Source organism: Nocardia sp. CC213A, assembly GCF_030766805.1.
In the GTDB taxonomy this organism is placed as follows: domain Bacteria; phylum Actinomycetota; class Actinomycetes; order Mycobacteriales; family Mycobacteriaceae; genus Nocardia; species Nocardia otitidiscaviarum.
In genome coordinates this window covers 456,011-480,356 of the sequence record NZ_JASFXA010000001.1, presented here as the reverse complement: position 1 = coordinate 480,356, position 24,346 = coordinate 456,011, and the positions used below count along the sequence as shown (strand labels likewise).

Here is a 24,346-nt window from a genome sequence, read left to right as displayed (position 1 = left end):
CCTGGACCCCCTAGGGCTTGGAGATCTACGTGGTCTCCGCGTCCGCGATGGATCTCGCGGACCCTTTTGTCTCCCGGTCCAGCTGAAACTGGATTTCCTCGAGTGTCGTCGTGCTGGCGTCGCGATCGAGGCCGGCGGGGAGGAACAGGAACTCGTGTGGTTGTGCACCGATGTTCTTGTAGTCGGTGACCTTCCCGTGGTCCGTCCGTGCCGGGTCTCCATGGGATTCGATCAGGCCCAGCCGGGTGAGCATGAGGTGCGATTCGGTAGCGTCGCGACTCAGCCCGTAGTGCAGCAGGCGTGTACCCGCGGCCAGTTTCTGGGGTTCGGCGCCGTGGCGGTGGTGCATGCGGATGGTGATCAGTAAGAGTGCCAACTCGCTGTCCTCGAGGACATGGATCCAGCCGTTGGCGAACAGCGAGACCGGGATATCGAAGTACGGGTCTTCGCTGTCGGGGACGCGATAGCGGTCGCCGGTTTCGCCGGAGCGGATGTTCTCGTAGCGGAGGAAGAATCCTTCGTATCGGCCGCGGCCCCGGCGTTTCGGATCGGCGGGTTCGATCAGTCCCTCGCGTTCGAGCTTGGTGAAGGTGGTCTGCAACTGCCGCATCTGTTTGTCGACGACGCTCATGCGGTATTTGCCGTCACCGGCTGGCTGGGCGGAGCTCGACAGCAGGGTCGTCCAGCCGATGCGTCCGCTGCCGGCGGGGGCGTGCAGCGGAATCGGGGTGCCGTCGGCGCGGGTGCCGGGCGCGGTACGCGACTGGGCTTCGAACAAGGCGATGAGCATCAGCCGCAGGCCGATGCCGTTCGGCGTCATCAGCCGCGTCGAGGTCGGCCGATGTTCGAGGGCTGGCGCGGACCGATCGGAGGTGTCGTCGACCAGGGGGGCGGGGAGCCGGACGAACCCGTCGCGTACTCGTACGGCGGTCAGCTCGCGCTCGGCGGCGAGCTTGCCCAGGTTGGCTATCGCGACCGTGCGCGTCTTCTGCGCGGCGGTCAAACGGTCTCGCCGGATGGTCAGCGCCTTGCGTTCACGCTCGGTGGGCAGGCGGCTGAAGTCGAACCGAACTATCGTCAAGCTAATCACCAGAAATTCTCAAACTGATCCGGATTCTTGATCTGAACGTCTTGACCCGCCAGAAAACGGCTTCGCCTTCGACGGGGACCAGGGGTCTTTCTGGCGGGTCAAGACGTCGCCACCTCCCAGTATACAGACCCTGCGGAAGTCGGTACAAAGGTTTCAAGCCGCAGGTCAGAAGCTCGATTCGAGCGACAGTGCCTGCGGTGGAGTTCGATCCCGAACGAGACCGGGAGCGGCCTTCGGGGCTCCACCCCCGAAGGCCGCGAGGTTCCCGGTTTCCATCCGTTGAGAGAAAGCAGAATCATTGAACAAGGTAACTCGGCGCACGCCTGTCCGCGAGCCTGAGGGTGGTGCGCCCCAGCGACTGCCCGTCCGCTGGGCGTTGATCGGCACCTGGTCGGCCCTGGCCGCGACCAGTGCGTTCCTCGTGGCGGGCCCGATCCCGGCGATCATGGCGGCATGCGCCGTCGCTACGGCGGCCCACCGGCTGCTCGCGTAGCCGACGGCGCGGTCTCCCCGGAGAACTTTCGGGGAGACCCGCGACAGTGCCGCGGTTTCGCTAATCGACACCGCTCGTTCCGAAGGGCTCGCGGGGGTGGGCTAGCTGAAGCAGTAAGGCTCATGCAGCGGCGCGGGCACGGCCCACCTGGCAGGAACGGCAGCGCGCCGTCGCCGGTGTCCGCGCCCAGGCGCGAACGCCCAGTTCAGCGCATTGAGATCACGGCATCTGTTACTGACATCATGCGGAAAAAGCTACTGACATATTGCGGGAAAACCGCAGGTCAGAGAACTGTCATTACGTCGGGAAGTTGCACTCTACTGACATTTTCATGCAGCCCGAACTGACACCCAATGACGTTTGCCCAGCTCACACCACTGACATTCTCGTGCGGCCTCGCAACAGGACGACTCGCACCCGCGCCAATTCACCGCCGCGCAGCCCGGTCACACCGGATTCCTGTTGCCCTACCCCGGATAAGGGCAGTTATCCGGGGTAGCACGCCGAGAGTCGCAGGTCCGGCAGTTCGGGGCGATGGGACACCCGCGGGTAGATCCACCACGGCCCGTCGATCAGGCGAGAACCGTCACTGTGACGTCTCCAGGTCGTCCCAGGACTGTGACGTCTCCAGGTCGTCCCAGGACCAGGGTGCGGTGGGTGCGCCGTCAGGTTCCCGACCGAAGCGGAACCGCTCGGCGTGCTCCGGGCGTTCCCGCAGGAACGATTCGAACCGGCCACCTGTCGATAGTCGGTCGATGAGCCGGTCCGCCTGATCGTGGGCACCCACCGCCCGCATCTCCTCCAGCAGCATGTCCACTCCAGACGAACCTTCCAGAGTGACCTCGGTGGCCGGATCACGCGCAAGCAACACCGCTACCTGACCGTCCGCGCCCACCGCCCGCAACTCCCTCAGCAGCCAACCCACCCTGTGCGGATCCTCCAAGGCGACCCGGGTGGCCGGATCACGAGCAAGTAGCACCTCCACCTGATCGACCGCATCCAACGCCCGCAACTCCATCAGCAGCATGCCCAGCCCGCCCGGATCGTCCACGGCGACCTCGGCGGCCGGATCACGAGCAAGCAACACCGCCACCTGCTCGACCGCGCCCACCTCCCGCAACTCCATCAGCAGCCAACCCACCCTGTGTGGATCGTCGAGGGCGACCTCGGCAGCCGCCCGCGCGGCCAGCACCGCCACCTGACCGTCGGCACCCACCTCCCGCAACTTCATCAGCAGCATGCCCACCCCGCCCAGATCCTCCAAGGCGACCTCGGCAGCCGCCCGCGCGGCCAGCACCGCCACCTGACCGTCGGCACCCACCTCCCGCAATGCCATCAGCAGCATGCCCAGCCCGCCCGGATCGTCCACGGCGACCTCGGCGGCCGGATCACGAGCAAGCAACACCGCCACCTGCTCGTCCGCACTCAGATTCTGCGATGCCATCAGACCCAGTTCCCGCAATGCCATCAGCACTGTGCTCACCCCGAACGGATCGTCGAGGGCGACATGGGCGGCCGGATCACGAGCAAGCAGCACCTCCACCTCGGTGTCCGCGTCCACCTCCTGCAACGCCCTCAGCAGCGTGCCCACCCCGAACGGATCGTCGAGGGCAACCTCGGCGGCCGCCCGCGTGGCCATCTGCCCGTCGGCGCTCACCGCTCGCAGCTCCCTCAGCAGCATGCCCACCCGGCTCAGATCGTCGGGGGCGATCTCGGCGGCCGCCCGCGCGGCCAGCACCGCCGCCTGACCGTCGGCCCCCACCTCCCGCAATGCCATCAGCACTGTGCTCACCCCGAACGGATCGTCGAGGGCGACATGGGCGGCCGGATCACGAGCAAGCAGCACCTCCACCTGATCGACCGCATCCACCTCCCGCAATGCCATCAGCAGCATGCCCAGCCCGCCCGGATCGTCGAGGGCGACATGGGCGGCCGCCCATGTCGCGGGACGCCAGTCCTCGGGAAGCACTGTGCGGAGGCGGGTAACGAGTCTGTGTGCTGCGGCGGTGTGGCCGTGGGTGACAGCGGATTTCCAGAGGCGGGCAGCGTTGCGATACAGGCCACGCCCCCAGGCGGCGTCGGCGAGGGTGCGGTGGTCGTCGGGATGGGCATAAGCGGTGGCGGCTTCCCAGAACCCGATCGGCGGGACGATGTCGCGGCGCAGGCGGGGGCCGTATTGGGCGAGGTAGTCGGTCAGGTAATACAGCCTGTCCGCACTCGGTCGGCCGCTATCGACTCCGGGGCGGGGTCGGCCGCCGTGTGACGGGTCGGGTCGGTCGACGAGCGCGGTGATCGGTCCCTGCGCGCCTTTGCAGGGCTCCCCGAGCTCGGCGAGTGCCTGCTCGAACCAGTTGTCCGCGCAGGCATTCCATGCCTTGTCGGACATGTAGTAGGGCGCGGCGTCGTGCAACAGCAGGAACGGCAACCGGTTGCGGTGGCCCAGGCGCACCGCGTCCATCGCCACCTCGATCACCGCCCGCATCGCCGCCGTCCCGTGCTCGTAGCGGGCGATCAACTCCGGCCCACCCGCCAGATACTGGGTGATCTGCCCGTCGACGGCGTGCTCGACCGCTTCCCGCAACCGGGGATCCTCGGCCGCGGCCGCCCGCATCGCCGCCAGGTCCGCGCCGTCGAAGCTGTCGGGCACCAAGATCTTGGCGGCCTCGACCAGCTTCGCCGCCGGCCGGGTGTGATCACGCCGCAGCGCGGTGTAGTGCTCGTCCCACAGCGTGCCCAACACCAGCACCGGGGCCCGTGAGGTGTCCGCGAGCAGATCCCGCAGCCGCCGCGCCAACTGCTGTGGGTCACCGGACACGGTGTCGGTGAGGTAGTTCTGGGACTCGTTGAGCCACACCACCGTCCGCGGTGTCACCGCCTCGAAGGCCCGCACCGCCTCCGGCGTCGCGGATTCCTCGGGATGCCACCACCGCCACCCCCCGTCCTCCCGCAGGCGAGCCAGCGCCTCCCACAACGCGCGCGTCTTGCCCGCCGAAGAACCCGCCACCAACACCGCCATCCCACTGCGACCACCCCGGGCGGCCTCCACCAACTCCGCCAGCACCTCGTCGTGCGCGCGCCGAACGTACGGGGTCAGCGGGCTCGTCTCCCGGGCGGCGTCCACGGTGATGGACCGATGCACATCGACCCCACCCCCGAACGGGTCACTGACCTGCTCCAACGGCCACCCCACCCCGGGCGGCCGCGCGGCGCGGCCGCTCCCGGCCGGCCGCGCGGTGGCCGTCTGCTCGGCGACCCAGTCCGCGAACGCGGGTGTCGCATCGCCGTACTTACGCAGCTGCAACCAGTACCCGATATTGAATTGGTGTTGGACGGTCTCGACGTTCTTCTCCCGGGCGGCGCGCTCGCAGGCGCGGACGTAGCCCTCCACCGACCTCTCGTAGGCGTTCTTGCCCGCCTCGATATTGCGTACCGTGTTGACGGTCAGGTCCCCGGCCGACAGCTTGGCCACCTCGTTGACATCAGCACCCACGCTGTGCCGCAGCGCTTCGAGTTCGCGGGCAAGCCGCTCGTTGTTCCCCCCGGTCCCGCCGCGGGCGGTGTCGCTGGCCACGGAAACCATCATCGCCCAACCGCGGCCGTCCCGAGACCGGTTACGGCATCCCCCTCCGCGGTGACGAGCTCGAGGACGCTCAATCCTGCTCGAGCTTCCACAACCTGCCACAATGTTCCACAACGGCCGTGACCTGCAAATTCTCCTGTGTTGCAGTGGATTTCAACACCCGCAACCCAGAGAAGGAGCAAGCCATGACACCCCCGACGAGGACCCCGCTCGAACAGACGGCCCCCACGACCGACGCCCGCGAAGCGGTGGCTGTCGCCGCCCCGGACCCCGCACCCACCGCGCCCGCACCGGACACCGCGCCCACCACCGAGAACCGGCGCGGGCACCGTTTCGCCGGCCGCGCCGCCGGTGTGGCCGCGGCCATCTCCCGCCGCCGCGAACTCATCGCCCAGTTGGTCACCGGGCTCGGGTTCCTCGGCGGGATCACCGCGCAGATCCTGGACGTCCTCGGCTTCGGCGACATCGCCACCGTGGTGCGCATCGTCTCCGGCGTCCTCGCCACCGCAGCCAACCCGGTCACCGCGATCGTGATCGGCAAGGCCATCGCCTTCCTGCGCCGCACCGGCACAGCGGTCCACCGTGCCGCACAGCGGGCAGCCCGTGCCGCGCGCCGTAGACTCCAGCGATCCTGACTGTCCCCTGTGCTCCTGCTCCTGCGACCCGGACGCCACGACCAGGGACATCGCGTCGGTACAGACCACCCCCCCGCGGGCACGGCCGTGGTCGATCGTGCCTGCACAGATGTCGCCAAGAGTTGTCCGGGCCCGACGCATTGCCAAAGCGCGTCAGGATGGGCTCCAAATGTCGATGTTCGAAGTTGGTTTCACTGAGGTTCGAAGTCGTATTCACTCGCGCCAGGGGAGGGGAGAGTGAATACCATCGGGAAGCGAGTGAGATCGCGTGCCGAGGAGACCTCAGCTTCACGAATCGTGATGGTCTCGCATCGTTTCCGATCGTTTCCGCGCGTTCTTCATCGTAGTTGATCGGGTCGCTGATCTTCGGTTTCTCCTGTGCTGGAGTGGTTTTCGATCCATTCGGAACGAGTACGGGACGGAGACCGGTGATGTGGAGCGAACTCGGCAAGACGGTGCGTGAGGCCATGAAGGAGTGGCCGGCGTTGTGGCGATTCGTGGTGTGCGTGGCGGTGCTCACCGCGGCGGCGGCGTTGTTGTTGTGGATGGGAGCGTCGTGAACGCCCCCGTAGGGGTGGGCTGGTGACGCAGGATGGTAGCGATGAGTTCTCGTGATCGCGAACCTCGCGCCCGCTTGGCGGCCGAACTGTCGCAGTTGCGTGCCCTGGTGGGGAATCCGAGCTACCGGGTGATGACGGGGATCCTGGTCGAGAAGCGTCCGGAGGACGCGCGCAGTCCGACCGTGTTGCGCGATGCCGCTGCCGCGGGGGCGAAGCCGCCGCGGTTGCCGACGGTGGTCCAGTTCGTGCTCGCGTGCCGGTGGTTGGCCGAGCGGGAACAGCTCGGCATCGACGAACGCCACTTCGAGCCCGCATTGTGGTACGCGCGGTGGAAAGCGTTGGGACAGCTAGAAACTACCGACGAACAGCTTCTGCTCGAGGCGTGGAAGGCCGGCACGGTTGCCGGTTCGGGGGCGGTCGAGGCGGGGTGGGCGGGTCTGGTGGTGGCCCTCGACGAGGCGGGAGAGCTGCCGCGGGTGACGGCGGTGGATCCGTATCGGTTGGGGGCCACCGAGTCCCGTTACGGCGACCGTGACCGCTACGACCCGACCGGCCGGCGTGGCGCCGCGGACCCGTACGTGCCGCGTGGGGTCGACACCGAGTTGGCGGCCTCGGTCGCTCGGCGGCGGTTGACGGTGGTGATCGGGCCGTCGAAAGCGGGTAAGACCCGCACCCTGTTCGAAGCCCTCGCCCGCGCCTGTCCCGACGCGCGGGTGCTGGTGCCGGCGCGGGAGAACCTCGACGCGCTCCCCGTGCACCCGGCCTACACCACCAGTCCGGACTCGGTCGTGGTGTGGCTCGACGACCTGGGCCGCTACCTCACCGGCACTCCGGGGCTGACCCCCGGGCGGTTGACGCATCTGCTGGCCCGCCCGGCACCGACCACGGTGGTGGCGACCCTGCGCCGCGAGGAACACGACCGATTCCACGACGCGAAGAAGGGCGAGATCGCCGGTGACATCGGTGAACTGCTACGCCAAGCCACCCTGATCGAGCTGGAATCGACCCTCGGCGACCCGGCCGAACAAGCCGCCGCCGAAGCCGCCTACCCCGACGCCGACCTCGACCGCTATCGGGCGCTGGGGTACGGGCTGGGTGAGGTCCTCGCCGGTGCCCCCGCGGCGCTCGATGCCTACGACCGGGCCGCACGGAGCAATCCGCCGCTGCGGGCGGTGCTCGAAACCGCGATCGACTGGGCCCGGATCGGCCGAGGCGACCTGATCCCCGAACCGGTCCTGGCCGACCTGGCCGCGATCGCGTTGCGGCGCAACCGGCCTGACTACGACCCCGCCAAACTCCGTGCCGCGATCCGCAAAGCCCGCAAACCGGTCGAAGACAACGCCCACATCGCCGCCCTGACCACCCAATGGCTCGACGACCGCGTCCGCGGCTACCGCGCTTTCGACTACCTCATCGCCGCCGACGACGGCCAGCACAACCGCACCCCACGACCCATCCCCGAACCGTTCTGGCACACCGCCACCCAGCACGCCGACGACAAGATCCTCACCAACGTCGGCGCCACCGCCTACCTACGGGGCTACCCCGACATCGCCGCCGGCCTCAACCGCAAAGCCGCCGACCTCGGCGACACCGGGGCCATGTTCAACCTCGGGGTCCTGCTCGAGAAGCGGGGGGAGGTCGTCGAGGCCGAAACCTGGTGGCGCGCGGCCGCAGACCTCGGCCACACCGGGGCCATGGTCAATCTCGGGCTCCTGCTCAGGGAGCGGGGGGAGTTGGTCGAGGCTGAAACCTGGTACCGGCGCGCCGCAGACCTCGGCCACACCGACGCCATGGTCAATCTCGGGCTCCTGCTCAAGGAGCAGGGCAAGGTCGTCGAGGCCGAAACCTGGTGGCGCGCGGCCGCAGACCTCGGCCACACCGGGGCCATGGTCAATCTCGGGCTCCTGCTCAGGGAGCGGGGGGAGTTGGTCGAGGCTGAAACCTGGTACCGGCGCGCCGCCGAGACCGGCCACACCGACGCCACGAACAATCTCGGGGTCCTGCTGAGGGAGCGGGGGGAGGTCGTCGAGGCTGAAACCTGGTGGCGCGCGGCCGCAGACCTCGGCCACACCGACGCCACGAACAATCTCGGGGTCCTGCGCGAGGAGCGGGGGGAGTTGGTCGAGGCTGAAACCTGGTACCGGCGCGCCGCCGAGACCGGCCACACCGCCGCCATGTTCAACCTCGGGGTACTGCTCGAGGAGCGGGGGGAGGTCGTCGAGGCCGAAACCTGCTACCGCCGCGCCGCCAGCGCGAACTTCCCGGCTGCGATGTTTCCGCTGGCGAATCTTCTGCACGGCCGCGGTGTGGTCAAGGAGGCGTGGATGTGGTGGCGGCAGGCGAGGGCGATGGGGGATCCGCGGGTGCTGGCGTGGTTCCGGTTTTCGTGAGCCCGGTCGTCTCCTCGCCGAGGACAGCGACGGAGGAGAAACATTGATTGGTGTGGTGTTGGGGTACACCCCAGAACCACGCTCGATGCACTGCCAATGCGCGTCAGAATGGGGCTCCATACTGGGCTTTCTGGCATTCGTCCGGCAGGGTCATAGATTTCAGCCTGACACATGCGGCCCCTTCGGGCCTGCTGGGTCCGTGCACGCAATTGGTTGCAAGACAAGGGTTTACAGCACTTCAGACCGACTCACAGCGAGCAGAACGCGTCGTCGCTGCTGGTCAGGGCTATAAATGTTGTTTTTCGCACCGATTCTACGGAGACCCCGTCCTGGCGAACGAGGGTTGCGATCCGGTGCAGGCCCGCCCGCAGGGCCAGAGCGAAGGGGTTGCACGGAGGCGGACGCCGGTCACAATCGCGGACCCAGGAGGGGAAAGCCGAGCCCTGGCAAGGTTGTCGGTCCTGACGGCGACAATGCGGCGATGGGAAATTTGTGGGTCGCCACTCTCAATAGCGGCTGGGTACGCGCCGATCAGATCATCCACGTTTTCGCCGGGGAACGGCAGAACCCCTACTCAGGCGAATCTGACGTCAAGGTCCGAACCAACCTGCTCACCGGGAGTTGGTTCGACGGCGGAGACGGCGAACTCGATCCCTTGGCCCTTTCCTTGTATCGAGGCAAGAAGGAGAGGGCCCAGGATCTCGCCCAGGACATCTTGATCGGCCTGATCGTTCACGCCGATTCCCGAGCGGTACTTCAGATCATCGATGGCCAGCTCGAGGTCGTTTCCGTGGGTGAAACGAACCCATGAACGACAGTTCGGGCCGGGGGCTGTCCCCTTGCGGGCCGTCGGCGTGGTGATCCGCAATCCGGAGCGCGCCAGGTCGAATTCCGTCAGCCAGCCCGCCGCCGAGCAACCCGCCCGCAGGGCCACAGCGCAGGGGTCGCGCGGACGCGACCGCCGGTCACAACCGGCAGGTCAGGAGGGGAGCCATCCCCTGAATACCGCTCTGTGTGCGACCATGGATGCGTTGCGCAACATATGCCGGGAGCTGGCGAGGGCGTAGTCGTGGCCGGACGCCAGTAAGTAGTTCCTCCCTGTGGTATGGCCCAGTCTTTGGCGGGGCTCGGCACAACGCGCCGCGACTGCTTCAGGCTCGCGTCAGGCTTTGCCGACGCCGGGAGTCGGAGCGTGAGGCTATGCCCACGCGGCCGACGACAACCAGCCATATCCACAGCAGGCGGGCCGGACTCCGGCCGCCAACGGTTTGGTGCCCGGACGCTGCGATCGGAAAGGGATGACCGTGGGAAAGGGAAGCAGTACACCGATGGACCGCGAGGCCGCCGACCGCATCAGCGAGGCTGCCGAGCGAGACCCCGAAAGCCCTACCGCTACCAGCGGGTTCGCCGACCGAGCCGACGAAGCCGCCGACCGTAACGAGGGCAACGACTAACCAGGGAAGGGCCGCGGCCGGACGCAATACCGATCCGGCCGTGGTCCTGGCCGCCGTTTTGCGTCGGTGCCGCCGCCTATGATCCGGCCGTGACCGACATCGAACCGGTGCAGGCGCGCGGGCTGGCCGACCCCGTGCTAGTGGATCGGTTGGCCGCGCTGGACGCGGCGGCCGCCGCCTATGCCCGCCCGATCCAGAACACCGAACAGGCGTACCGCGCCGACTGGCGGGCCTGGCTGGCGTTCCTCGCGGATCTGAATTCCTCTCTGGTCCACGATGATCCGCACGGTACGCCGGTGCCGCCGACCGTGACGAGCATGGGTGTGTTCGTGGCGTTCATGGCCTGGCACGAACGCAAGCAGCTGGCACCGACCACCGCAGAGCGCCGTCTCTACGGCGTCATCATGACGTTGCGCCAGCACTACGGCATCGAAGTGCCCAAGCAGACCATCAGCGCCGCCCGGCAGACACTCACGAACTACCGCCGCGAGCTGGCCGAGGCCAACACCCCGCGCGGGCGCGGGCAGGCGTCGGCGGCGACCGTGCCGCATCTGCGGCGCATCTGCGCGGCCCTGCCGCCGAACCTCACCGGACACCGCGACCGCGCAATCGTCCTGTTGGGGTTCGCCATTGCCGCGCGCCGGTCGAACCTGGCTGCCCTGGATGTCGGCGATGTGGTCGAGCATGACGAGGGCCTGGCCGTCACCGTCCGCTAGCCAAGACCGGAGCGCGCGAGGCCGCCGTAGACCGAGGCACCCATCCCGGAACCTGCCCGGTCCGGGCCGTACGCACATGGATCGAGACCGCCGGCCTCACCACAGGTCCGCTGTTCCGGCCTATCGACCGGCACGGCAACCTCAGCGACACCCGGCTATCGCCGCGGGCATGCGGCGAGGCCGTCACCCGCGCCGCGAAGGCCGCCGAGGTGCCCGTCCACCTCACCGGCCACAGTCTGCGCGCCGGACTGGCGACCGAGGCCCGCAAAGCCGGACACGACGTGAAAACCATTGCCGACCAAGGCGGTTGGAACCCGACCAGCGCCGAACTGTACAAGTACCTGCGCATCGTGGACCGTTGGGCCGAAAACGCCACCAAAGGCATCGGGCTCTAACTGATCTACTGCGCAATGTTGTATCAGCAGGCCCTAGGGCCCGCCCGCCACGGCCCGCGCGGCCAGTCTGCCAGAGGCCACGCGCCGCAACGTGGCCCCAGGGACGCTACCGGCCATCTGAGCGTGGTGTGGTCTCCTCGAGGAATACGCGCAGGCCCTCGCCGATTTTGCCTGCGGCGTTTTCGAGCTGTTCGGGGGTCAGGTACTTGCCGAAGGCGGCGGCGTCGAGCAGCTGGGCGCGGACCTGCCGGAGGTTCAGTGCTGCCCAGTCGCGGCGATCAAGTTCGGGCATAGGCAGGGAGCCTACCTCGAGTCGAACTATTGTTCGAACCTATCGGTTTGGTTCAGAACAGTGTTCCGGGCGCATCCGGCGGCGCGGGCCGCGTGCGCTGCTGCGCGGCGCGGCCGTGGCCGCGCCGGTCGAGGTGAGCGGCGATCTCGGCGTCAACGTCCTCGAGCTGCGCCTCGAGGAACGCCACATCATCGCCGGTGGCCGTGTCGAGTTCGGCGAGGATATCGGCGCGGTCGGCGCGCAGCTCGGCGAGCTTGCTCGCTGCGATCTGCTCACGCAGCCGCGCTACCTCATCGTCTTCGGCCATGAGATCCAGCGTAGGCAGGCAGGATCGAGGCATGAGCGATATCCCGGCCGCCGACGAGCGCGCCATACTCGACCAGCTACGGCGGCTCCAGGACGCGCACCACAGCGGCGATCAGCAGACCGCGACCGCCCTGCTAGACGAGTTGTTCGACCGCTACGGCCGCGACACCGTGGCCGCGGTACGCCGCCGCCAAGCCGCCGACCAGCTTGACGCCGATCTGAATCTCTGCGTCCTGTTCGGTCCCGCGGCGCTGTACGGCAACGACTAGACCCCGCTGCGCGGGACGAGGAACCGGCGGGCGGTTGTCGGTGGCCCGTGAGAGCATCAGCAACCAGGCCCGGGCGGTCGAATACTGCTGCTGTGACATAGATCCCGCCGCCATAACACTGCGCGGTCGGGTTATGCCGCGTGGACGTAGGCACGCAGCGTTTTGCGTTCCTCGGCGGCGGTTTTCGAGTCCGGGAAGTGCTCGGCCCATAGGCTATCGAGCTGATTCAGCCGTTTGCGAACCCACGAGAAATGCGCCTCGATCGGCTGCGCGAGCACCGGGGAGACGGCCGCCAGGCTGGCGTCCAGGTCGCCGATGCGGGCGTTGGCCATCGCCAGGTAGATGGTGGTCAGCATCTCGTCACCGGGGGACCGTTGTACCTGCCAGGCGGTAAGGGCGTCCTCGGATGCTGTGATCGAGCGGCGCAGCATTTTCGGGTCATCGGCCCACATCAGCGAAAACCCGTGGCAGTAGATCTGTTTCGCCGGGGTGAAGGTGAACAGGCCGGGGATCTCATCGGGTTGGCAGTGCTCGCGTACCCGGTCGGCGGTCTCGAGTAGTTCCAGTGCGTGCGCCGAGTCGCCCAGATTGGCGACCGAGGCGGCCAGGCTGCACAACAGCCGCGGTTCGGTGGTCCCGGTCGTGCGGCTGACATAGTTCAACCCGTCTTCGGCTGCGCTGCGCGCGGCCTCGAAATCCTTGGTGAACCGCAGCGCGAGAGCTTGGGTGCCCCTCGCCCATGCGCGCAGCTGGTTGTGGTCGGCGCGGTCACCGAGTTGGAACGCCGCTTCCGCGTGGACCTTCGCGTGGTCGGCCTGGCCGAGGTCGAGGGTCAGGTACGACAGCACACCGCACACTCGCCCGAGCGCCACATACAGGTCCCGGATGGCGTTCGGTGAGTGTGCGCCGACCCGTAGCCGGCGGGTCAGCTCCGCCCGCAGCCCGAGCGCCTTGTTCAAGGTGTCCTCGTAGGACTCGAGGCGGGCCTTGGTGGCGATATCGACGATGCGCTGTCCGATGTCATCGAGGGATGCCCCGTCGGGGGTGACCAGCAGTGCTTCGGACGCGCGCCGTGCATCGTTGAGCATTCGCATCGTGTCTGCCGCGCGAGCGCGTTCGGCCTGATCGGCGTCCCAGGCCGCCACCAGTTCCCCGCCCGCGTCCAGCGATACGTCAGCGTCCTCGATGAAACCGCGATTGCCCGGCCAGCGGCGGCCTGCCTCGATGGCGGTGATGTAGGTGTGATCGCAGAACAGCGCGGCGGCAAGCTCGCGTTGACTGGTGCCTCGAGCGCGGCGGATACGCCGCAGCGTGGTTCCGGTGCGGTTCGCGTGCATATTCGGCAATCGTGCAGCGTGCGAGGTCATCTCTCATCTTTCCCGTGGTGACAAATCGCAGGTGCGCGCTTTGTCACCACCGTAGACCTGCACCGCTGGGTTGGTGGGTGCTGAGCTGAATTCACTCATTTTTTGGCGGCCGATAGGTCCCAGCGTGAGCAACCGGATTCAGGAGGCAAGCGGTGTCATCGTTCGACGTATCGCTCTGCGAGGTCAGTCATCGTGATTGCGCCACCGATCCAATCGGTTTCGCCGCCTCGGATGAGGCATACGCGGTGCTAGCGCTGCACGCCGCCCACGGCCCCCAGTGCCGTCGCTTTCTGGCTGCTCACGCCTACATCTCCGCCGGAACTGAGGACTGAGCAGTCATCGGGACGGAAGGGGTGATCGTTATGACTTCACCACCGGCAATCGGCTATCTGCGGCCACACATCTCCGGGCTCCAGCTGGAATGGCACCGAACCCAGATGCGAAGGCTCGCCACCAGACTCGGCTACGACCTGATCAGGATTCTGGCCTTCGGCCCAGACATCGACCAGCCGATTCACCGGCTGTGCGTCGCCGCTGGCCGCACGCGGGCGGAGGCCGTATTCGTACCCAGCGCCGCGCATTTCGACGGTAGCCGCGTCCCGGTCGAGCTGGTGCAAGTGGCCGATGTGATCACCGTGGACGACGTACACACCTACGCGCGCCACTCCACCGGCCAACTGCCGCAGTTCAACGGCGCATAGCAGCGAGAAAGGCCCGACGACGTGGACAGCACCCCGCTCCCTGGCGAATCCCCGGCCGCGCCGCTCAACCCGCGCCCGCATGGACCTACGAGGGTGACCCGGAACTGCTTGCCCGAGTTGTGGCAGGGCTGCACAAATACCACTGGCCCGCCAGCGGCCGCCGCCGTGCCGAGGCCCCACCTGCCCAAGACCCCGGCCCCGGCGGCCGCTGATGGGCGCGCTGGCGTGGGTTTCGCTGCTCACCGCGGCCGCCGTCGGTGCAGCCCTGCTGTATGTGCTGCGTCGAGCACCCCGCCCCGACGGGCCGAGCGTGTGGGACATCCAGGCCGAGATCCCGCACCGTGCCCGCGCGGCAACGCCCAACCTCGATGAGGCCGTCCGCGACGCCAACACCCACCGCCGGTGTCGGCTCGAGGACTGCCCGCGCCGCCGCGCCGCCCTGCGTGTGCTCTACGAGGCCGACCGGGTGAACCTGTCCGCCTCGCAGTACCGGCTGATCTACGAGCGGCCCGAAAACGATTGATTCCCAACCGATAACACCAATTGAATCAGGAGATACGCCGATGAACTCGACGCCGACCCCGACCGTCGCACCCCCGCGGCCGCGCCGCGAAATCACCGGTATCAACCCCGTCCGGGCGAGGGCGCGTGTGCGCGAGCTGCTGCACCGCGAGCTGTTGAGCCCCGCCGATCTGATTGTGCCGATCCTGGTGCAACCCGACGCGCGCCCGCCGGAGCAGTACACGTATGTGCCTACCGCCGTGGCGATTTCGGAACTCGGGCCCTACGCGGTCGGGTTGCGGGAGCTGGGCATACGGGCGTGCAAGGTGTTCGTCTACTGCGACGCCAAGGCCCCCGACGCCGCCGAAGCGCTGCGACCCGACAACCTCATGGTGGCCGCCATCCAAACCATCCGCGCGGCGGTCGAGGACATGGTGATCTCGACCGAGGTATGCGGGTGCGCATGGACCGACAGCGGCGAATGCGTGATCACCGATGCCGACGGCCGCACCGACGTGGAGGCCACCTACCTGCTCATGGGCAAAATGGCCGTGCTGCACGCCCAGGCGGGCGCGGACCTCATTGGCCCCGCCGCGATGCTGGACGGGTCCGTTCGGATCATCCGCCGTGGCCTGCACGAGCACGGCTACCCCGATGTCGGGATCACCCCCAGCGTGATATTCGATTCCGGCCTGTTCACCGCCTACAAGTCCGCGATGTGCACCGATCCGGGCCGAGGTAACCGCCGCGGATTCCAGATCGACGCCGACCACCAGCGCCAGGCCATGGCCCAGGCCGAACGGTGGATGTCGGAGGGAGCAGACAGCCTGCTGGTGCAGCCCGCCATGATGAGTGTCGATGTCCTGACGCGACTCCGGTTGGTCACCGAGGCACCGATTACGGCTTTCTCGGTGTCGCAGGAACAGCAGATGTTCGCTGCCGCCGATGACGGCCTGGTGCTCGAGTACGCGCGGATGCTGCGCCGGGCGGGAGCCGACTTCATCATGACCTACGACGCGCCGCGTATCGCGGCCGCGCTGGCAGGGGGCCGGTGATGGCACCCATCGACGTGGCACCGCGGCCGCTGCCGCCGATGGTGGCCCAGGCCCAGAGGGCCGCCAAGGCAGCCGAATTCGCGATGAGCTGCACCGACCGCACCGGAGCCATGTTGCGGGCCCTGGCCGCCAGTAAGCCCGGTGGCCGGCTGCTCGAGCTGGGCACCGGCACCGGCGTGGGTACGGCCTGGCTGCTGGCAGGCATGGACCCCGACGCCAGGTTGATCACCGTCGAGGCCGATCCGGTGCGGTGCGCGGTCGCGCGTGGGGTGATCATGGGCGACCGGCGGGTGAGCCTGCATTGCGGCGATGCCGCCGAATGGCTGACCACCGTGGCAGGTGCCCCGTTCGATCTCGTGTTCGTGGACTGTCGGCCCGGCAAGTTCAGCCACCGCGCCGAGCTGTTCGCGCGGCTCGCGCCGGGCGCGCTGTACGTGGTCGATGACCTTCTGCCGCAACCGACCTGGCCCGAGGACCATCAGCAGCGGGTAGACCGCTTCCTGACCGAGATCCACGCCGAACCCGCGCTGGTCTGCACCGCGATGCATTGGAACAGCGGCCTGCTACTCGGGGCACGTAAGCCCGAACCAGAACGCCAACGAGCTTGGCACGGCACCACCCCGAGTAACCGAGGATGAGGCAACACCATGCGGATTGTTTGCACCGCGGCCGCCGCGATGATCACGGCCGGGGCCGGTGGGTTCGTCACCGCGCCGGTGGCGCACGCGGCCCCCTATCAATGCGGGTGGGCGTTCACCACCCTGCTCGGTGTCCCCGAGGTGGATCCGCCCGACATCAACGTGCGGGGCAGGGTCGAATGTGACGTGCCGCCGCTTGAGCATCACCTACAACTGTTCGTGACGTTCCGGCCGCTGGGCTCGCAGTCGTGGGAGACGCACGCGATCGGCGAAACCGACAGCCAGATTCCCGCCCCGTGGGCGAACTACGGTGGCACAGCGGCCTGCTACGCGGGCACGTGGCACTCTCTCGTCACGATCAGTGGAACCTCCGCCGCTGGCATCCCATTCGACTTCTACGACGTATCCGACAATATCGACGTGCCCGAGTCCCAATGCGCGCGGCGACCATAGCGACGAGGAAAGGCCAACCTTCATGCCCGACAACGACCCCCAGCCGGAAACGGTGGTGCTGGGAGCGGATTTGCTCATCGCCTACCGCGACCGTCTCGGCGCGATACGTCAGCAGCTCCGCGTGATCCTCGGCGCGGAGCATCCCAGCGTCGTTCTGCTGGGCGAAGCAGGTGAGAAACTGGCTGAACCCGGCACGCTGCCGCACCGCGGGCCCGATCACCCCTCGGGCTACGCCGCCTACACCGTCGGCCCCGGCCAGAGTGAGGAAGGCCGCGAGTAGAGTGCCCGCCATGCCGTCGCGCATTCTGCGGATCGCCACCCGATCCAGCCCCATGGCCCTGCACCAAGCCGAACAGGTCGCCGCCGCGCTCGCGACCCACGGCGCGGAAACCGAGCTGGTGAAGGTCACCACCGCCGGGGACCGATGGATGGGAGATCTGTCGAAGCTCGGCGGCAAAGGCGCGTTCGTCAAAGAGGTGGACGCTGCCTTGCTCGAGGACCGCGCCGATATCGCGGTGCACTGCCTCAAGGACATTCCCGGCGACGTGCCCATACCCGCCGGAACCGAGTTCGCGGCATTCCTGCCGCGCGATGACATCCACGACGCGGCAATCAGCCGCACCGGGGCGACGCTGGCCGAGCTGCCCGCCGGGACCACCGTCGGCACCAGCTCTGTGCGGCGCGTCGCTCAGCTGCGCCTGCACCATCCGCATCTGACCCCGGCTCCCTTGCGCGGCAACGTCAACACCCGCCTGGCCCGCCTGGACGAGGGACACGTAGACGTGCTGATCGCGGCCGTGTCCGGCCTGCACCGTGTAGGCCAGCAGCACCGCATCACCGAGACCCTGGACCTCGAGGTGATGTGCCCGCCGATTGGGGCCGGAATCCTGGTGGTGCAATGCCGCGCCGACGACCACCACGTACGCGACCTCACGACCCGGCTCGACGACCCCGACACTCGCCGCCAGGCCGAGGCCGAACGGGCGATGCTGCACGCCCTGCAAGGACACTGCAACTCCCCGATCGCGGGGTACGCCAGCACCGACCCCACGGGGCGGCTCACCCTGCGCGCCAAGGTGTTCACCGCTGACGGCACGCAATGGCTCGACTCGCACCACTGGGGCGTCCCCGATGAGCCGCAGGCCCTCGGATTCTTCGTCGGGGCCGATCTGCTCCGCCAAGGAGCTAGGCGAATCATCGACGCCATACCGCATTGAGCACGTGCGGCGAGTGCCTGACTGACGGACGGCTGTTCGCCCATGCGGGATTCTCTGCCCCGAGCAACGCGGAGAGGCGGAAGGCGAGCCCGCACTCTTGGTGGCGGGCGGTCCGCTGCTGGGTGTCGCGCGGGAGCACCCGTGCCGAACACAGTCAAAGCAGCTCGGTTGTTTTAGGAGGCATTTACGCTGGTAGCGGCGAAAAGTCCCGCCCATTTGGGCAACCCCGGGACTGACAGATTTCTGTACTTCAGTAGTATCAGCCCGTCAGAATGAGTGACAGGTAGTGACAGGTGGGCGCTGTTCCCGCAGCTACCCAACCTGCCACCTCCCAACTACTGCCGCGGGCTAAGGGCCTAACTCAGTTACCGCGCGCAGTGCCGCCACCGCCAGCTTGGTGACCACCATCGCCGAGCTGGCGGTGTCGTATCCGGCCGCGTCCTGCGCCACCACTAACACCTCCAGCACCACCGCACCGACTTTCGCCGTACGAACGATGATCGGCCACCACGGCTTTCCGGCCGTGGGGTCGTCAGGGTCTTCCGGCCCTGGCTGACTTGATTGATCCACTTGAATTCCGACTCCTCCGCCCCGAAGGGCTTCAAAGGCCGCCGCATTGTTGCGGCGGCTGAGTCCACCCCCAGCAGAACCGGGAGCGGACTCGGCCGCCACAAAGCATGCGATCTGCCTCGATGCCCGCGCCTTCGTCAGGCGAAAGCCGTTGAGCGGAAGAGGGAAATCAGTGTCCCTTCAAGCTGGAGGAGAGCTTATCCGAAGAGTCATCGAGCCCTGGAGGGCCACACACCCCCCTCGCACGAGCTAGGGAAACGCTCAACCATCGCCGCAGGTGAGTCCTCCATAAGCCACGAAAAGAACTAACCGGTCGGGTTGGCGTGAGTGCGAATCATGTCCTGCGGACCATCGCCCACACAGGTGGCCGCGCCCCTGCGGGCAGGTGGAAGCTTTCAGCCACGGAGAACCCGGCGCGTTCGTAGTACGGGATGGTGGTCTCTCGTGTGCACACCAGCCACGCGGGCCGCTCCACACTCGAGGTCAGCAGCGTGCGGGCGTAGCCCTGCCCACGATGCGAAAGCGGGGAAGCCAGGTGCGCCAGATACCAATGCTCCGGGGGCGAGGATGGTCGGCGGGCGTCGATGGCCCGGCGTACCGCCAATCCCGCCCCGGCCCGCCTGCCCAGGATCGGCAACAGGTCAGGGAGCGCCCGCACGGTGCGGGCGGTACTCCCGGCCTGCGAGCCGGGCGGGTCCCACACCGCGACCGCGCCGATATGGCCGTCGCGGTCGGTGGCGACGCGGACCCCGCCGCCCGGTAGGTGGAAATGCCGTAGCGAGACCGCGAAATAGCGTGGTAGCAGCCGGTATCGGTGCGCGTCGTTGGGCCAGATGGCGGCCATCACGGGATCATCGGCGAAGGCTTCCGCGAGGACGGCGGATATCGCGGTGACATCTGCGTCGGTAGCTGCCCGCGTGCGGATGCCCATCGGTGGCTACCGGGTGCCCACGTAGACGTGAAACGCGCGGTCGCTGTCGCCGACGCGGCGATGATCGGTCACCGAGAAGCCCGCGGCCTCCATGAATCCCTGGATCTGCTCGGGCGTGCGGCTGATCATGCCGTCACGGAACGGCAGGCCCGCCTGATAGGCAGGATCAGCGGCCCCGATGACGAGTCGGCCGCCGGGCTCGAGCACGCGCGCTACCTCCGCCAGCGAGGCCGCCAGCGGCTCGTCCTCGATGTAGTAGACCGTGTTCACGGTGACCACGCCCGCCAGGCTCTTGTCATCGAAGGGCAACGCGTCCATAGACGTGTGGTGCAGCGTCAACCGGCCGTCGCGGATCTTATTGCGAAAAGTCTTTTGCGCCTGCGCAATCGCATCGGCCGACAGGTCAACCCCGTGCACGATGCCGGTCGGCCCTACCTGACCGAGTAGCCGCCGCAGCCCGTGACCACCGCCGAAACCGATGTCCGCCACCCGCTGCCCAGGAGCAGCGCTCACCGCGTCGACCGAACCGTCCATCAACTTGCGATTTGCCACGTTCAGCAGCCGCATCACCGCCAGCCCCACCCGTCCGCTAGGGAGCGCCAGTTGCTTGGCGAATCCGGCCATCAGGGAAGCTTTCACATCACCTAGTCGCACACGGGCCAGTCAATCACAGAATTCATGCGGGCTCTCGGCGGCTGAGACGCCGCCCACGCCAACGATGCCCGAGGTTTGCTATGTGAAAGACTCGTAGCCGGAACATCAGGAAAGTAGTGCAGGGGGCTGCAATGTCTGATCTTGATTTGCTGGTAGAGCTGGTTCCAGGGTGATCGCCGAACTGATCGTGGAAGGTCAGTGTCTTGTCGATGACCTCCTGAGGGCTGCCGACGCTCGTCGGAGTCGCTTGCGCGAAGTCCTCCAGCGAATCGGTGAGGCCGTAGAGCCTGCTGCCGGCGAAGTATGGCCGGTATTGGGCGTAGGCGTCCTGCGAACGTTTGGCGATGTAGGCATGTCCGCCCAGGCCCACGATCGCGTCCTGCTGACTGCCGTGCCCGTAGTGTTCGAACCGCTGCCATTAGAAGTTGACGATCGGGACGAAGTGCCCGTTGGGGGCGAGGATGTTGTTGGCGAAGAAGCCGTTGCCGTAGTAGGCGGCTTGCTCGGCGATCTCGGGGGTGCGGATCGACCCGTGCCACACGAAGGGTGGGACATCGTCGAGCGGCCGTGGAGCCGAGGTGAAGCCCTGCAGCGGTGTGCGGAAGTGGCCCTCCCAGTCGACCACGTCCTCGCGCCACAGCCGGTGTAGCAGGTTGTAGTTCTCCAACGCGAGGTGGACGCCCTGGCGGATGTCCTTGCCGAACCACGGGTAGACCGGCCCTGTGTTGCCCCGGCCCAGCATCAGATCCAGTCGTCCCTTGGCCAGATGCTGCAGTATCCGGCATCGCTGTGCGGCGCTCCTTCATCGTTGCGGGATCGATCGAAGGGATCGGCTTGTCTTTCGCCATATGCGTCATCGACAACACTGCCGGGGTGATCTGGGCTGTTCGGGTATCTGAAGGCGTGGCGTAAGTCGCAGTGACAGGGTGTGTCTGCCCTGTTCGGTGAACGACATTGTCAACGGAACGCCAATCCTGGATCTGGCACTAATTCCTGATTCGGCCGGTCCGGGTTGCTCAGTCGCTCAACAGGATTCGCTTCCGGAGAAGGTCTGGTTTCGCGCGCCCGAACATCTGGCGCTTGGTGAGGATCGCATCGAGCCGCTGCCGATCGTCGGGATCGAGGTTGGTGGGGTCGCTCATAAGCCAGCTCACAACACGACGCACCGACGGCGGCTTGCGGACAGCGCGAGGAACCTGGCCGGTCGTCCGGAACGGGTGGAGGTAGTTCATGACGATCTTCGGTCCGCCACGGAAACCGCGGGCCTTGATCTCGTGGAACAGCTCGGTGGCATTGGTGCAGCCCTCGTTCCATCGCTGATGCAGGTAGGGCTTGAACTCCTCGAGCAGACTCCGGCGCTGTCCAGTGCCGGTGTTGACCAGCAACTCCTCGACGGTGACGGCCCGTGCGAAGCGTCGAACGGTTCCCCGGGCAAGACCGAGCTGAGTGCCGACCGACCGCAAGCTCACGCCGTCGGCGAGAAGTGCGTGGACCGTGGCGTAACGTTCGCGGGTCCGCACGGCCCACTTGTCGGTCCGGTCCGCCGGTGCAACCGCTTCGGGAATGATCGGGATCTCCTGCCGATCCGTGCTCTCTGGATCGGTGTCGCCTTCGGTATCGGTGAGGGTGTCGAGGTGGTTTCGGTATCGGGCCACGACGCGTTCGACTGCCTCGCCGAGGTTGTGCCAGATGTGCCAGCGGTCCGCGACCTGCACCGCGTCGGGCGCTCCGTCCGCGATGCCTTCGGCGTAGGCGCCGGCGCGGTCGCGACAAACGATCTCGACGCCGGGATGAGCGCGCAGCCAGGCGACCAGGGTTGCGGCGGTTCGGTCGTCGAGCACGTCGACGGGTCGCCGGGTCTCGATGTCGATCAGGATTGTTCCGTAGTGGTGCCCGCGACGCAGGGCGAAGTCGTCGACGCCGAGCACGCGCGGGGTGGCAAGCTCCGGATCGGGCAGTGTCCGGATCTGTCGCAGCAGCGTCATCCGGCTGACCGTGGCCGCCAGATGTCGAGTCATCCGGGCGCCCGGACGACCACCCAGGGCCAATGCGACCGCGCACAGCAGGCGTTGCAGGACGGCGGTGCGCCGCGCATACCGTGCTGCGAGCATCGGCACCTGTTCGGCGAAAGTCCGTCTCCCGCAGTCGGAGTTGTCACAGAACAACCGCCTCACCCGCAGCCGGATCACCACCTCCCTGCCGGTGATCGCGGCGTCGGACAATCGGCGTCCGTAGCGACTGTGGACCCGGCGGGACAACGCGCCGCATCCTGAGCACGCGGCGGGTTCGTCACCCGTCCTCGCGTCGATTCGCACCCGGCCCACTGCCGAGTCCACGCTGTCGATCCTCAGCCCATTCAGATGCGGGAACAGGACCGCCGTCGGTCCAAGATCAGAACACCGGCCACATGATCGATCATCAAGCGCCCGTTGGCAATCCAGGTCGGGTCAATCACGCAAACCGTGCCAGTTCCAGTATTCACGTTCTGCCGACAGCACTGACGCCTGCGCGAACCTCGACCTTTGATAGCTGCCATGTATGGACTGTCCAGAAAGTCGGACAGACGTTACCGAGCGCCGCCGCAGCCGTGCCCCCTCGTGACCCGGGCAGCGAGATCGAACGGCAGCTGGCCGGTTAGTGAACGAGTACGCGGACTTCATGTCTTGCATGAAGTCGGGACGATTCGATGAAGCCATTGCGCTCTGCGAGCAGACTCTCATCGACCGCGAGCGGGCCCTCGGACCCGACCACCCCCACACCCTCAGCTCGCGCAACAACCTCGCCGGCGCCGCCCACCACGAACACGTCCTCGAGATCGTGTACTGGGACGCGGGCACCGCCCGGCTGCTCCCGAGATTGATCAAGGGCCGCACGCGCGGGCCAGTGTTCGTGACCCACCGCCGCCCCGGGCCTCCTGTGGGAGAAGGCATCAGCAGCTACGGGTCCGTCTTTCACCCGGCCGAGCATGCCGCCCTGGCGCGCATCCTGATCGGCGGACACTCAGCGGCGTGTCACATCGCCGCGGGCACCCCGGGCGAGCCGGTATGGACAACGACCCCATCGAACGACAGGCCCTGCTCGATGCCGATGCCCCACAGGTACGGGCTGACCAGCGCTGGGTGCGAGACCTGCTGCTCTGTCATGGCATGTGGCTTCGATGGGATCGCGACCAGTAGGCCCTGCCCCTGCACGCCCGGCTACAGCTCCCACGGGGCCGGGCCGGTGCGTGACTCCCAGGCCGCCAGCGCGCGAGCGTCCATCAGCAGGATGCCCGCCGCCTGCGCGTAGGACCGTGCCGCCGAGGTGTAGTCCCGCGCGGTGGTCACCACCGCCGCGATATCCGCGCGGTGGATGGTGAAACAGGTACCTCCGAAGCGCTGCACATCCTGGGATCCCACTTTGCCGCTATTGCGATACCGCTTGGCCTGCAGCACGATCCGCTGTCCTGCCGGGCCGCGTGCCAGCACATCCGCGCCCAGGTCGCCGGCGCCACCCACCACTCGTACATCCCGGCAGCCGTCGCGGCGGCACAACGCGGCCAGTGCGTGCTCGAAGGCGGCGGGGCTCAAGGAGTTCTGTCGCAGCGCTGCGACTGCCCGCGCGTCATCGCGGGCACGGATACGGCGCCGATGCCAGATCCACAGGGCCGCCGCGATCGCCGCCACGGCTACAAAACCCGCACCGATCACCGCGACCACCGCGGGCCGGGCCTTGAGCACCGGCAAGACCAGCGCGAGCACGGCTAAGCCCGCCACGCCTGCCATGAACATCGACGCCCCCGAATCCGCGCGTCGCCGTGACCGCCGATATCGCCGCCCCATGTGACCACCCCTGCCTCACCGGCGAGACTTGGTGTCCCGCAACGGACAAATGGTCTTCCGAGGGTAGGTTGCTGTACCGACAACCCGACTGCGACAACGGTGTGGTGTACCAATTCGACCTCCAGCCGGACCTAGCTGGAGGTCGAATTGGTCGGGTGGTTGCCGGTTGGCCGGGTTAGTTGTCGTGGCCCGCGCACCTCCGTCCCGGCCAATCGAAGAGGGACGCGGCCGGGTGCGGCGCGGTACCTCACCTGA

At 67.5% G+C, this 24,346-nt stretch carries 26 protein-coding genes and 2 pseudogenes; 16 read left to right on the top strand and 12 right to left on the bottom strand.

Annotation, left to right across the window (positions count from 1 at the left end; translation table 11 throughout):
* Positions 1–25: 25 nt before the first annotated feature.
* Positions 26–1,090 (bottom strand): hypothetical protein, encoded by a 1,065-nt coding sequence (locus QJS31_RS02255; protein WP_306355834.1) that lies wholly within the window; start codon positions 1,088–1,090, stop codon positions 26–28.
* A 298-nt stretch (positions 1,091–1,388) separates the two neighbouring features.
* On the opposite strand from QJS31_RS02255, the gene QJS31_RS02250 reads away from it, so the two are divergent.
* Positions 1,389–1,583, top strand: coding sequence for a hypothetical protein (locus QJS31_RS02250; protein ID WP_306355833.1), 195 nt, complete (start codon positions 1,389–1,391; stop codon positions 1,581–1,583).
* Positions 1,584–2,169: 586 nt separating this feature from the next.
* Here the strand turns inward: QJS31_RS02250 and QJS31_RS02245 are convergent.
* Positions 2,170–5,154: a hypothetical protein gene (locus QJS31_RS02245; protein WP_306355832.1), complete on the bottom strand. Its 2,985-nt coding sequence runs from the start codon at positions 5,152–5,154 to the stop codon at positions 2,170–2,172.
* A gap of 194 nt (positions 5,155–5,348) precedes the next feature.
* On the opposite strand from QJS31_RS02245, the gene QJS31_RS02240 reads away from it, so the two are divergent.
* From QJS31_RS02240 to QJS31_RS02215, 6 genes are all read left to right on the top strand, one after another.
* Entirely contained in the window at positions 5,349–5,798 is a 450-nt protein-coding gene (locus QJS31_RS02240) for a hypothetical protein (protein ID WP_306355831.1), read from the top strand.
* A 431-nt stretch (positions 5,799–6,229) separates the two neighbouring features.
* Positions 6,230–6,358 (top strand): hypothetical protein, encoded by a 129-nt coding sequence (locus tag QJS31_RS02235; RefSeq protein WP_306355830.1) that lies wholly within the window; start codon positions 6,230–6,232, stop codon positions 6,356–6,358.
* A gap of 41 nt (positions 6,359–6,399) precedes the next feature.
* Complete coding sequence (locus tag QJS31_RS02230; protein ID WP_306355829.1) at positions 6,400–8,751, top strand: tetratricopeptide repeat protein; 2,352 nt, start codon at positions 6,400–6,402, stop codon at positions 8,749–8,751.
* Positions 8,752–9,232: 481 nt separating this feature from the next.
* Positions 9,233–9,562: a hypothetical protein gene (locus QJS31_RS02225; RefSeq protein WP_306355828.1), complete on the top strand. Its 330-nt coding sequence runs from the start codon at positions 9,233–9,235 to the stop codon at positions 9,560–9,562.
* A gap of 732 nt (positions 9,563–10,294) precedes the next feature.
* Complete coding sequence (locus QJS31_RS02220) at positions 10,295–10,921, top strand: hypothetical protein (protein WP_306355827.1); 627 nt, start codon at positions 10,295–10,297, stop codon at positions 10,919–10,921.
* An 80-nt stretch (positions 10,922–11,001) separates the two neighbouring features.
* Entirely contained in the window at positions 11,002–11,316 is a 315-nt protein-coding gene (locus QJS31_RS02215; protein ID WP_306355907.1) for a tyrosine-type recombinase/integrase, read from the top strand.
* 106 nt (positions 11,317–11,422) lie between these two features.
* On the opposite strand, the gene QJS31_RS02210 is transcribed toward QJS31_RS02215, so the two are convergent.
* Positions 11,423–11,608: a DUF6374 family protein gene (locus tag QJS31_RS02210; RefSeq protein ID WP_306355826.1), complete on the bottom strand. Its 186-nt coding sequence runs from the start codon at positions 11,606–11,608 to the stop codon at positions 11,423–11,425.
* Between the two features lie 52 nt (positions 11,609–11,660).
* Entirely contained in the window at positions 11,661–11,915 is a 255-nt protein-coding gene (locus tag QJS31_RS02205; RefSeq protein WP_306355825.1) for a hypothetical protein, read from the bottom strand.
* Between the two features lie 31 nt (positions 11,916–11,946).
* Between QJS31_RS02205 and QJS31_RS02200 the strand changes: the two genes are divergently transcribed.
* Positions 11,947–12,183 (top strand): hypothetical protein, encoded by a 237-nt coding sequence (locus tag QJS31_RS02200; RefSeq protein WP_306355824.1) that lies wholly within the window; start codon positions 11,947–11,949, stop codon positions 12,181–12,183.
* 131 nt (positions 12,184–12,314) lie between these two features.
* On the opposite strand, the gene QJS31_RS02195 is transcribed toward QJS31_RS02200, so the two are convergent.
* On the bottom strand, positions 12,315–13,550 hold the full coding sequence (locus tag QJS31_RS02195) for a helix-turn-helix transcriptional regulator (protein ID WP_306355823.1): 1,236 nt from the start codon (positions 13,548–13,550) through the stop codon (positions 12,315–12,317).
* A gap of 362 nt (positions 13,551–13,912) precedes the next feature.
* Between QJS31_RS02195 and QJS31_RS02190 the strand changes: the two genes are divergently transcribed.
* The 7 genes from QJS31_RS02190 to hemC all read left to right on the top strand — a co-directional run bounded on the left by QJS31_RS02190 (position 13,913) and on the right by hemC (position 18,115).
* Positions 13,913–14,251, top strand: a complete 339-nt coding sequence (locus tag QJS31_RS02190; RefSeq protein ID WP_306355822.1) for a hypothetical protein — start codon at positions 13,913–13,915, stop codon at positions 14,249–14,251.
* A 211-nt stretch (positions 14,252–14,462) separates the two neighbouring features.
* Positions 14,463–14,774 (top strand): hypothetical protein, encoded by a 312-nt coding sequence (locus QJS31_RS02185; protein WP_306355821.1) that lies wholly within the window; start codon positions 14,463–14,465, stop codon positions 14,772–14,774.
* Positions 14,775–14,814: 40 nt separating this feature from the next.
* Positions 14,815–15,807, top strand: coding sequence for a hypothetical protein (locus tag QJS31_RS02180; protein WP_306355820.1), 993 nt, complete (start codon positions 14,815–14,817; stop codon positions 15,805–15,807).
* 38 nt (positions 15,808–15,845) lie between these two features.
* Positions 15,846–16,445 (top strand): O-methyltransferase, encoded by a 600-nt coding sequence (locus QJS31_RS02175; RefSeq protein ID WP_306355819.1) that lies wholly within the window; start codon positions 15,846–15,848, stop codon positions 16,443–16,445.
* Positions 16,446–16,454: 9 nt separating this feature from the next.
* Entirely contained in the window at positions 16,455–16,898 is a 444-nt protein-coding gene (locus tag QJS31_RS02170; protein ID WP_306355818.1) for a hypothetical protein, read from the top strand.
* A gap of 22 nt (positions 16,899–16,920) precedes the next feature.
* Positions 16,921–17,178, top strand: a complete 258-nt coding sequence (locus QJS31_RS02165; RefSeq protein ID WP_306355817.1) for a hypothetical protein — start codon at positions 16,921–16,923, stop codon at positions 17,176–17,178.
* 10 nt (positions 17,179–17,188) lie between these two features.
* A complete protein-coding gene (gene hemC / locus QJS31_RS02160; protein WP_306355816.1) occupies positions 17,189–18,115 on the top strand; it encodes a hydroxymethylbilane synthase in 927 nt (308 codons plus the stop codon).
* Between the two features lie 348 nt (positions 18,116–18,463).
* Here the strand turns inward: hemC and QJS31_RS02155 are convergent, their stop codons facing one another.
* The 5 genes and pseudogenes from QJS31_RS02155 to QJS31_RS02135 form a co-directional block, all read right to left on the bottom strand.
* On the bottom strand, positions 18,464–18,685 hold the full coding sequence (locus QJS31_RS02155) for a hypothetical protein (protein WP_306355815.1): 222 nt from the start codon (positions 18,683–18,685) through the stop codon (positions 18,464–18,466).
* Positions 18,686–19,019: 334 nt separating this feature from the next.
* Positions 19,020–19,616 (bottom strand): N-acetyltransferase, encoded by a 597-nt coding sequence (locus QJS31_RS02150; RefSeq protein WP_306355814.1) that lies wholly within the window; start codon positions 19,614–19,616, stop codon positions 19,020–19,022.
* Between the two features lie 6 nt (positions 19,617–19,622).
* The gene (locus QJS31_RS02145) at positions 19,623–20,240 is read right to left on the bottom strand and encodes a class I SAM-dependent methyltransferase (protein ID WP_306355813.1); all 618 of its coding nucleotides are present in this window, start codon (positions 20,238–20,240) and stop codon (positions 19,623–19,625) included.
* A 199-nt stretch (positions 20,241–20,439) separates the two neighbouring features.
* Positions 20,440–21,063 (bottom strand): annotated as a pseudogene (locus tag QJS31_RS02140) (LLM class flavin-dependent oxidoreductase); the annotation flags it as partial.
* A gap of 223 nt (positions 21,064–21,286) precedes the next feature.
* Positions 21,287–22,585 carry an ISL3 family transposase gene (locus QJS31_RS02135; protein WP_306355906.1) on the bottom strand — a complete coding sequence of 433 codons (1,299 nt, stop codon included), beginning with the start codon at positions 22,583–22,585 and terminating at the stop codon, positions 21,287–21,289.
* 343 nt (positions 22,586–22,928) lie between these two features.
* On the opposite strand from QJS31_RS02135, the pseudogene QJS31_RS02130 reads away from it, so the two are divergent.
* Positions 22,929–23,051: pseudogene (locus tag QJS31_RS02130) on the top strand (tetratricopeptide repeat protein); the annotation flags it as partial.
* A gap of 230 nt (positions 23,052–23,281) precedes the next feature.
* Here QJS31_RS02130 and QJS31_RS02125 read toward each other — a convergent pair.
* Both QJS31_RS02125 and QJS31_RS02120 read right to left on the bottom strand, forming a co-directional pair.
* On the bottom strand, positions 23,282–23,413 hold the full coding sequence (locus QJS31_RS02125) for a hypothetical protein (protein ID WP_306355918.1): 132 nt from the start codon (positions 23,411–23,413) through the stop codon (positions 23,282–23,284).
* A gap of 54 nt (positions 23,414–23,467) precedes the next feature.
* Positions 23,468–24,025, bottom strand: a complete 558-nt coding sequence (locus tag QJS31_RS02120; protein ID WP_306355812.1) for a restriction endonuclease — start codon at positions 24,023–24,025, stop codon at positions 23,468–23,470.
* Positions 24,026–24,346: the final 321 nt, after the last annotated feature.

Coding starts and splice junctions, on each gene's coding strand:
- QJS31_RS02240 (WP_306355831.1), top strand. CDS start 5,349: ATGACACCCCCGACGAGGACCCCGCTCGAACAGACGGCCCCCACGACC.
- QJS31_RS02235 (WP_306355830.1), top strand. CDS start 6,230: ATGTGGAGCGAACTCGGCAAGACGGTGCGTGAGGCCATGAAGGAGTGG.
- QJS31_RS02230 (WP_306355829.1), top strand. CDS start 6,400: ATGAGTTCTCGTGATCGCGAACCTCGCGCCCGCTTGGCGGCCGAACTG.
- QJS31_RS02225 (WP_306355828.1), top strand. CDS start 9,233: ATGGGAAATTTGTGGGTCGCCACTCTCAATAGCGGCTGGGTACGCGCC.
- QJS31_RS02210 (WP_306355826.1), bottom strand. CDS start 11,608: ATGCCCGAACTTGATCGCCGCGACTGGGCAGCACTGAACCTCCGGCAG.
- QJS31_RS02205 (WP_306355825.1), bottom strand. CDS start 11,915: ATGGCCGAAGACGATGAGGTAGCGCGGCTGCGTGAGCAGATCGCAGCG.
- QJS31_RS02200 (WP_306355824.1), top strand. CDS start 11,947: ATGAGCGATATCCCGGCCGCCGACGAGCGCGCCATACTCGACCAGCTA.
- QJS31_RS02195 (WP_306355823.1), bottom strand. CDS start 13,550: ATGACCTCGCACGCTGCACGATTGCCGAATATGCACGCGAACCGCACC.
- QJS31_RS02190 (WP_306355822.1), top strand. CDS start 13,913: ATGACTTCACCACCGGCAATCGGCTATCTGCGGCCACACATCTCCGGG.
- QJS31_RS02185 (WP_306355821.1), top strand. CDS start 14,463: ATGGGCGCGCTGGCGTGGGTTTCGCTGCTCACCGCGGCCGCCGTCGGT.
- QJS31_RS02180 (WP_306355820.1), top strand. CDS start 14,815: ATGAACTCGACGCCGACCCCGACCGTCGCACCCCCGCGGCCGCGCCGC.
- QJS31_RS02175 (WP_306355819.1), top strand. CDS start 15,846: ATGGTGGCCCAGGCCCAGAGGGCCGCCAAGGCAGCCGAATTCGCGATG.
- QJS31_RS02170 (WP_306355818.1), top strand. CDS start 16,455: ATGCGGATTGTTTGCACCGCGGCCGCCGCGATGATCACGGCCGGGGCC.
- QJS31_RS02165 (WP_306355817.1), top strand. CDS start 16,921: ATGCCCGACAACGACCCCCAGCCGGAAACGGTGGTGCTGGGAGCGGAT.
- hemC (WP_306355816.1), top strand. CDS start 17,189: ATGCCGTCGCGCATTCTGCGGATCGCCACCCGATCCAGCCCCATGGCC.
- QJS31_RS02150 (WP_306355814.1), bottom strand. CDS start 19,616: ATGGGCATCCGCACGCGGGCAGCTACCGACGCAGATGTCACCGCGATA.
- QJS31_RS02145 (WP_306355813.1), bottom strand. CDS start 20,240: ATGGCCGGATTCGCCAAGCAACTGGCGCTCCCTAGCGGACGGGTGGGG.
- QJS31_RS02125 (WP_306355918.1), bottom strand. CDS start 23,413: ATGACAGAGCAGCAGGTCTCGCACCCAGCGCTGGTCAGCCCGTACCTG.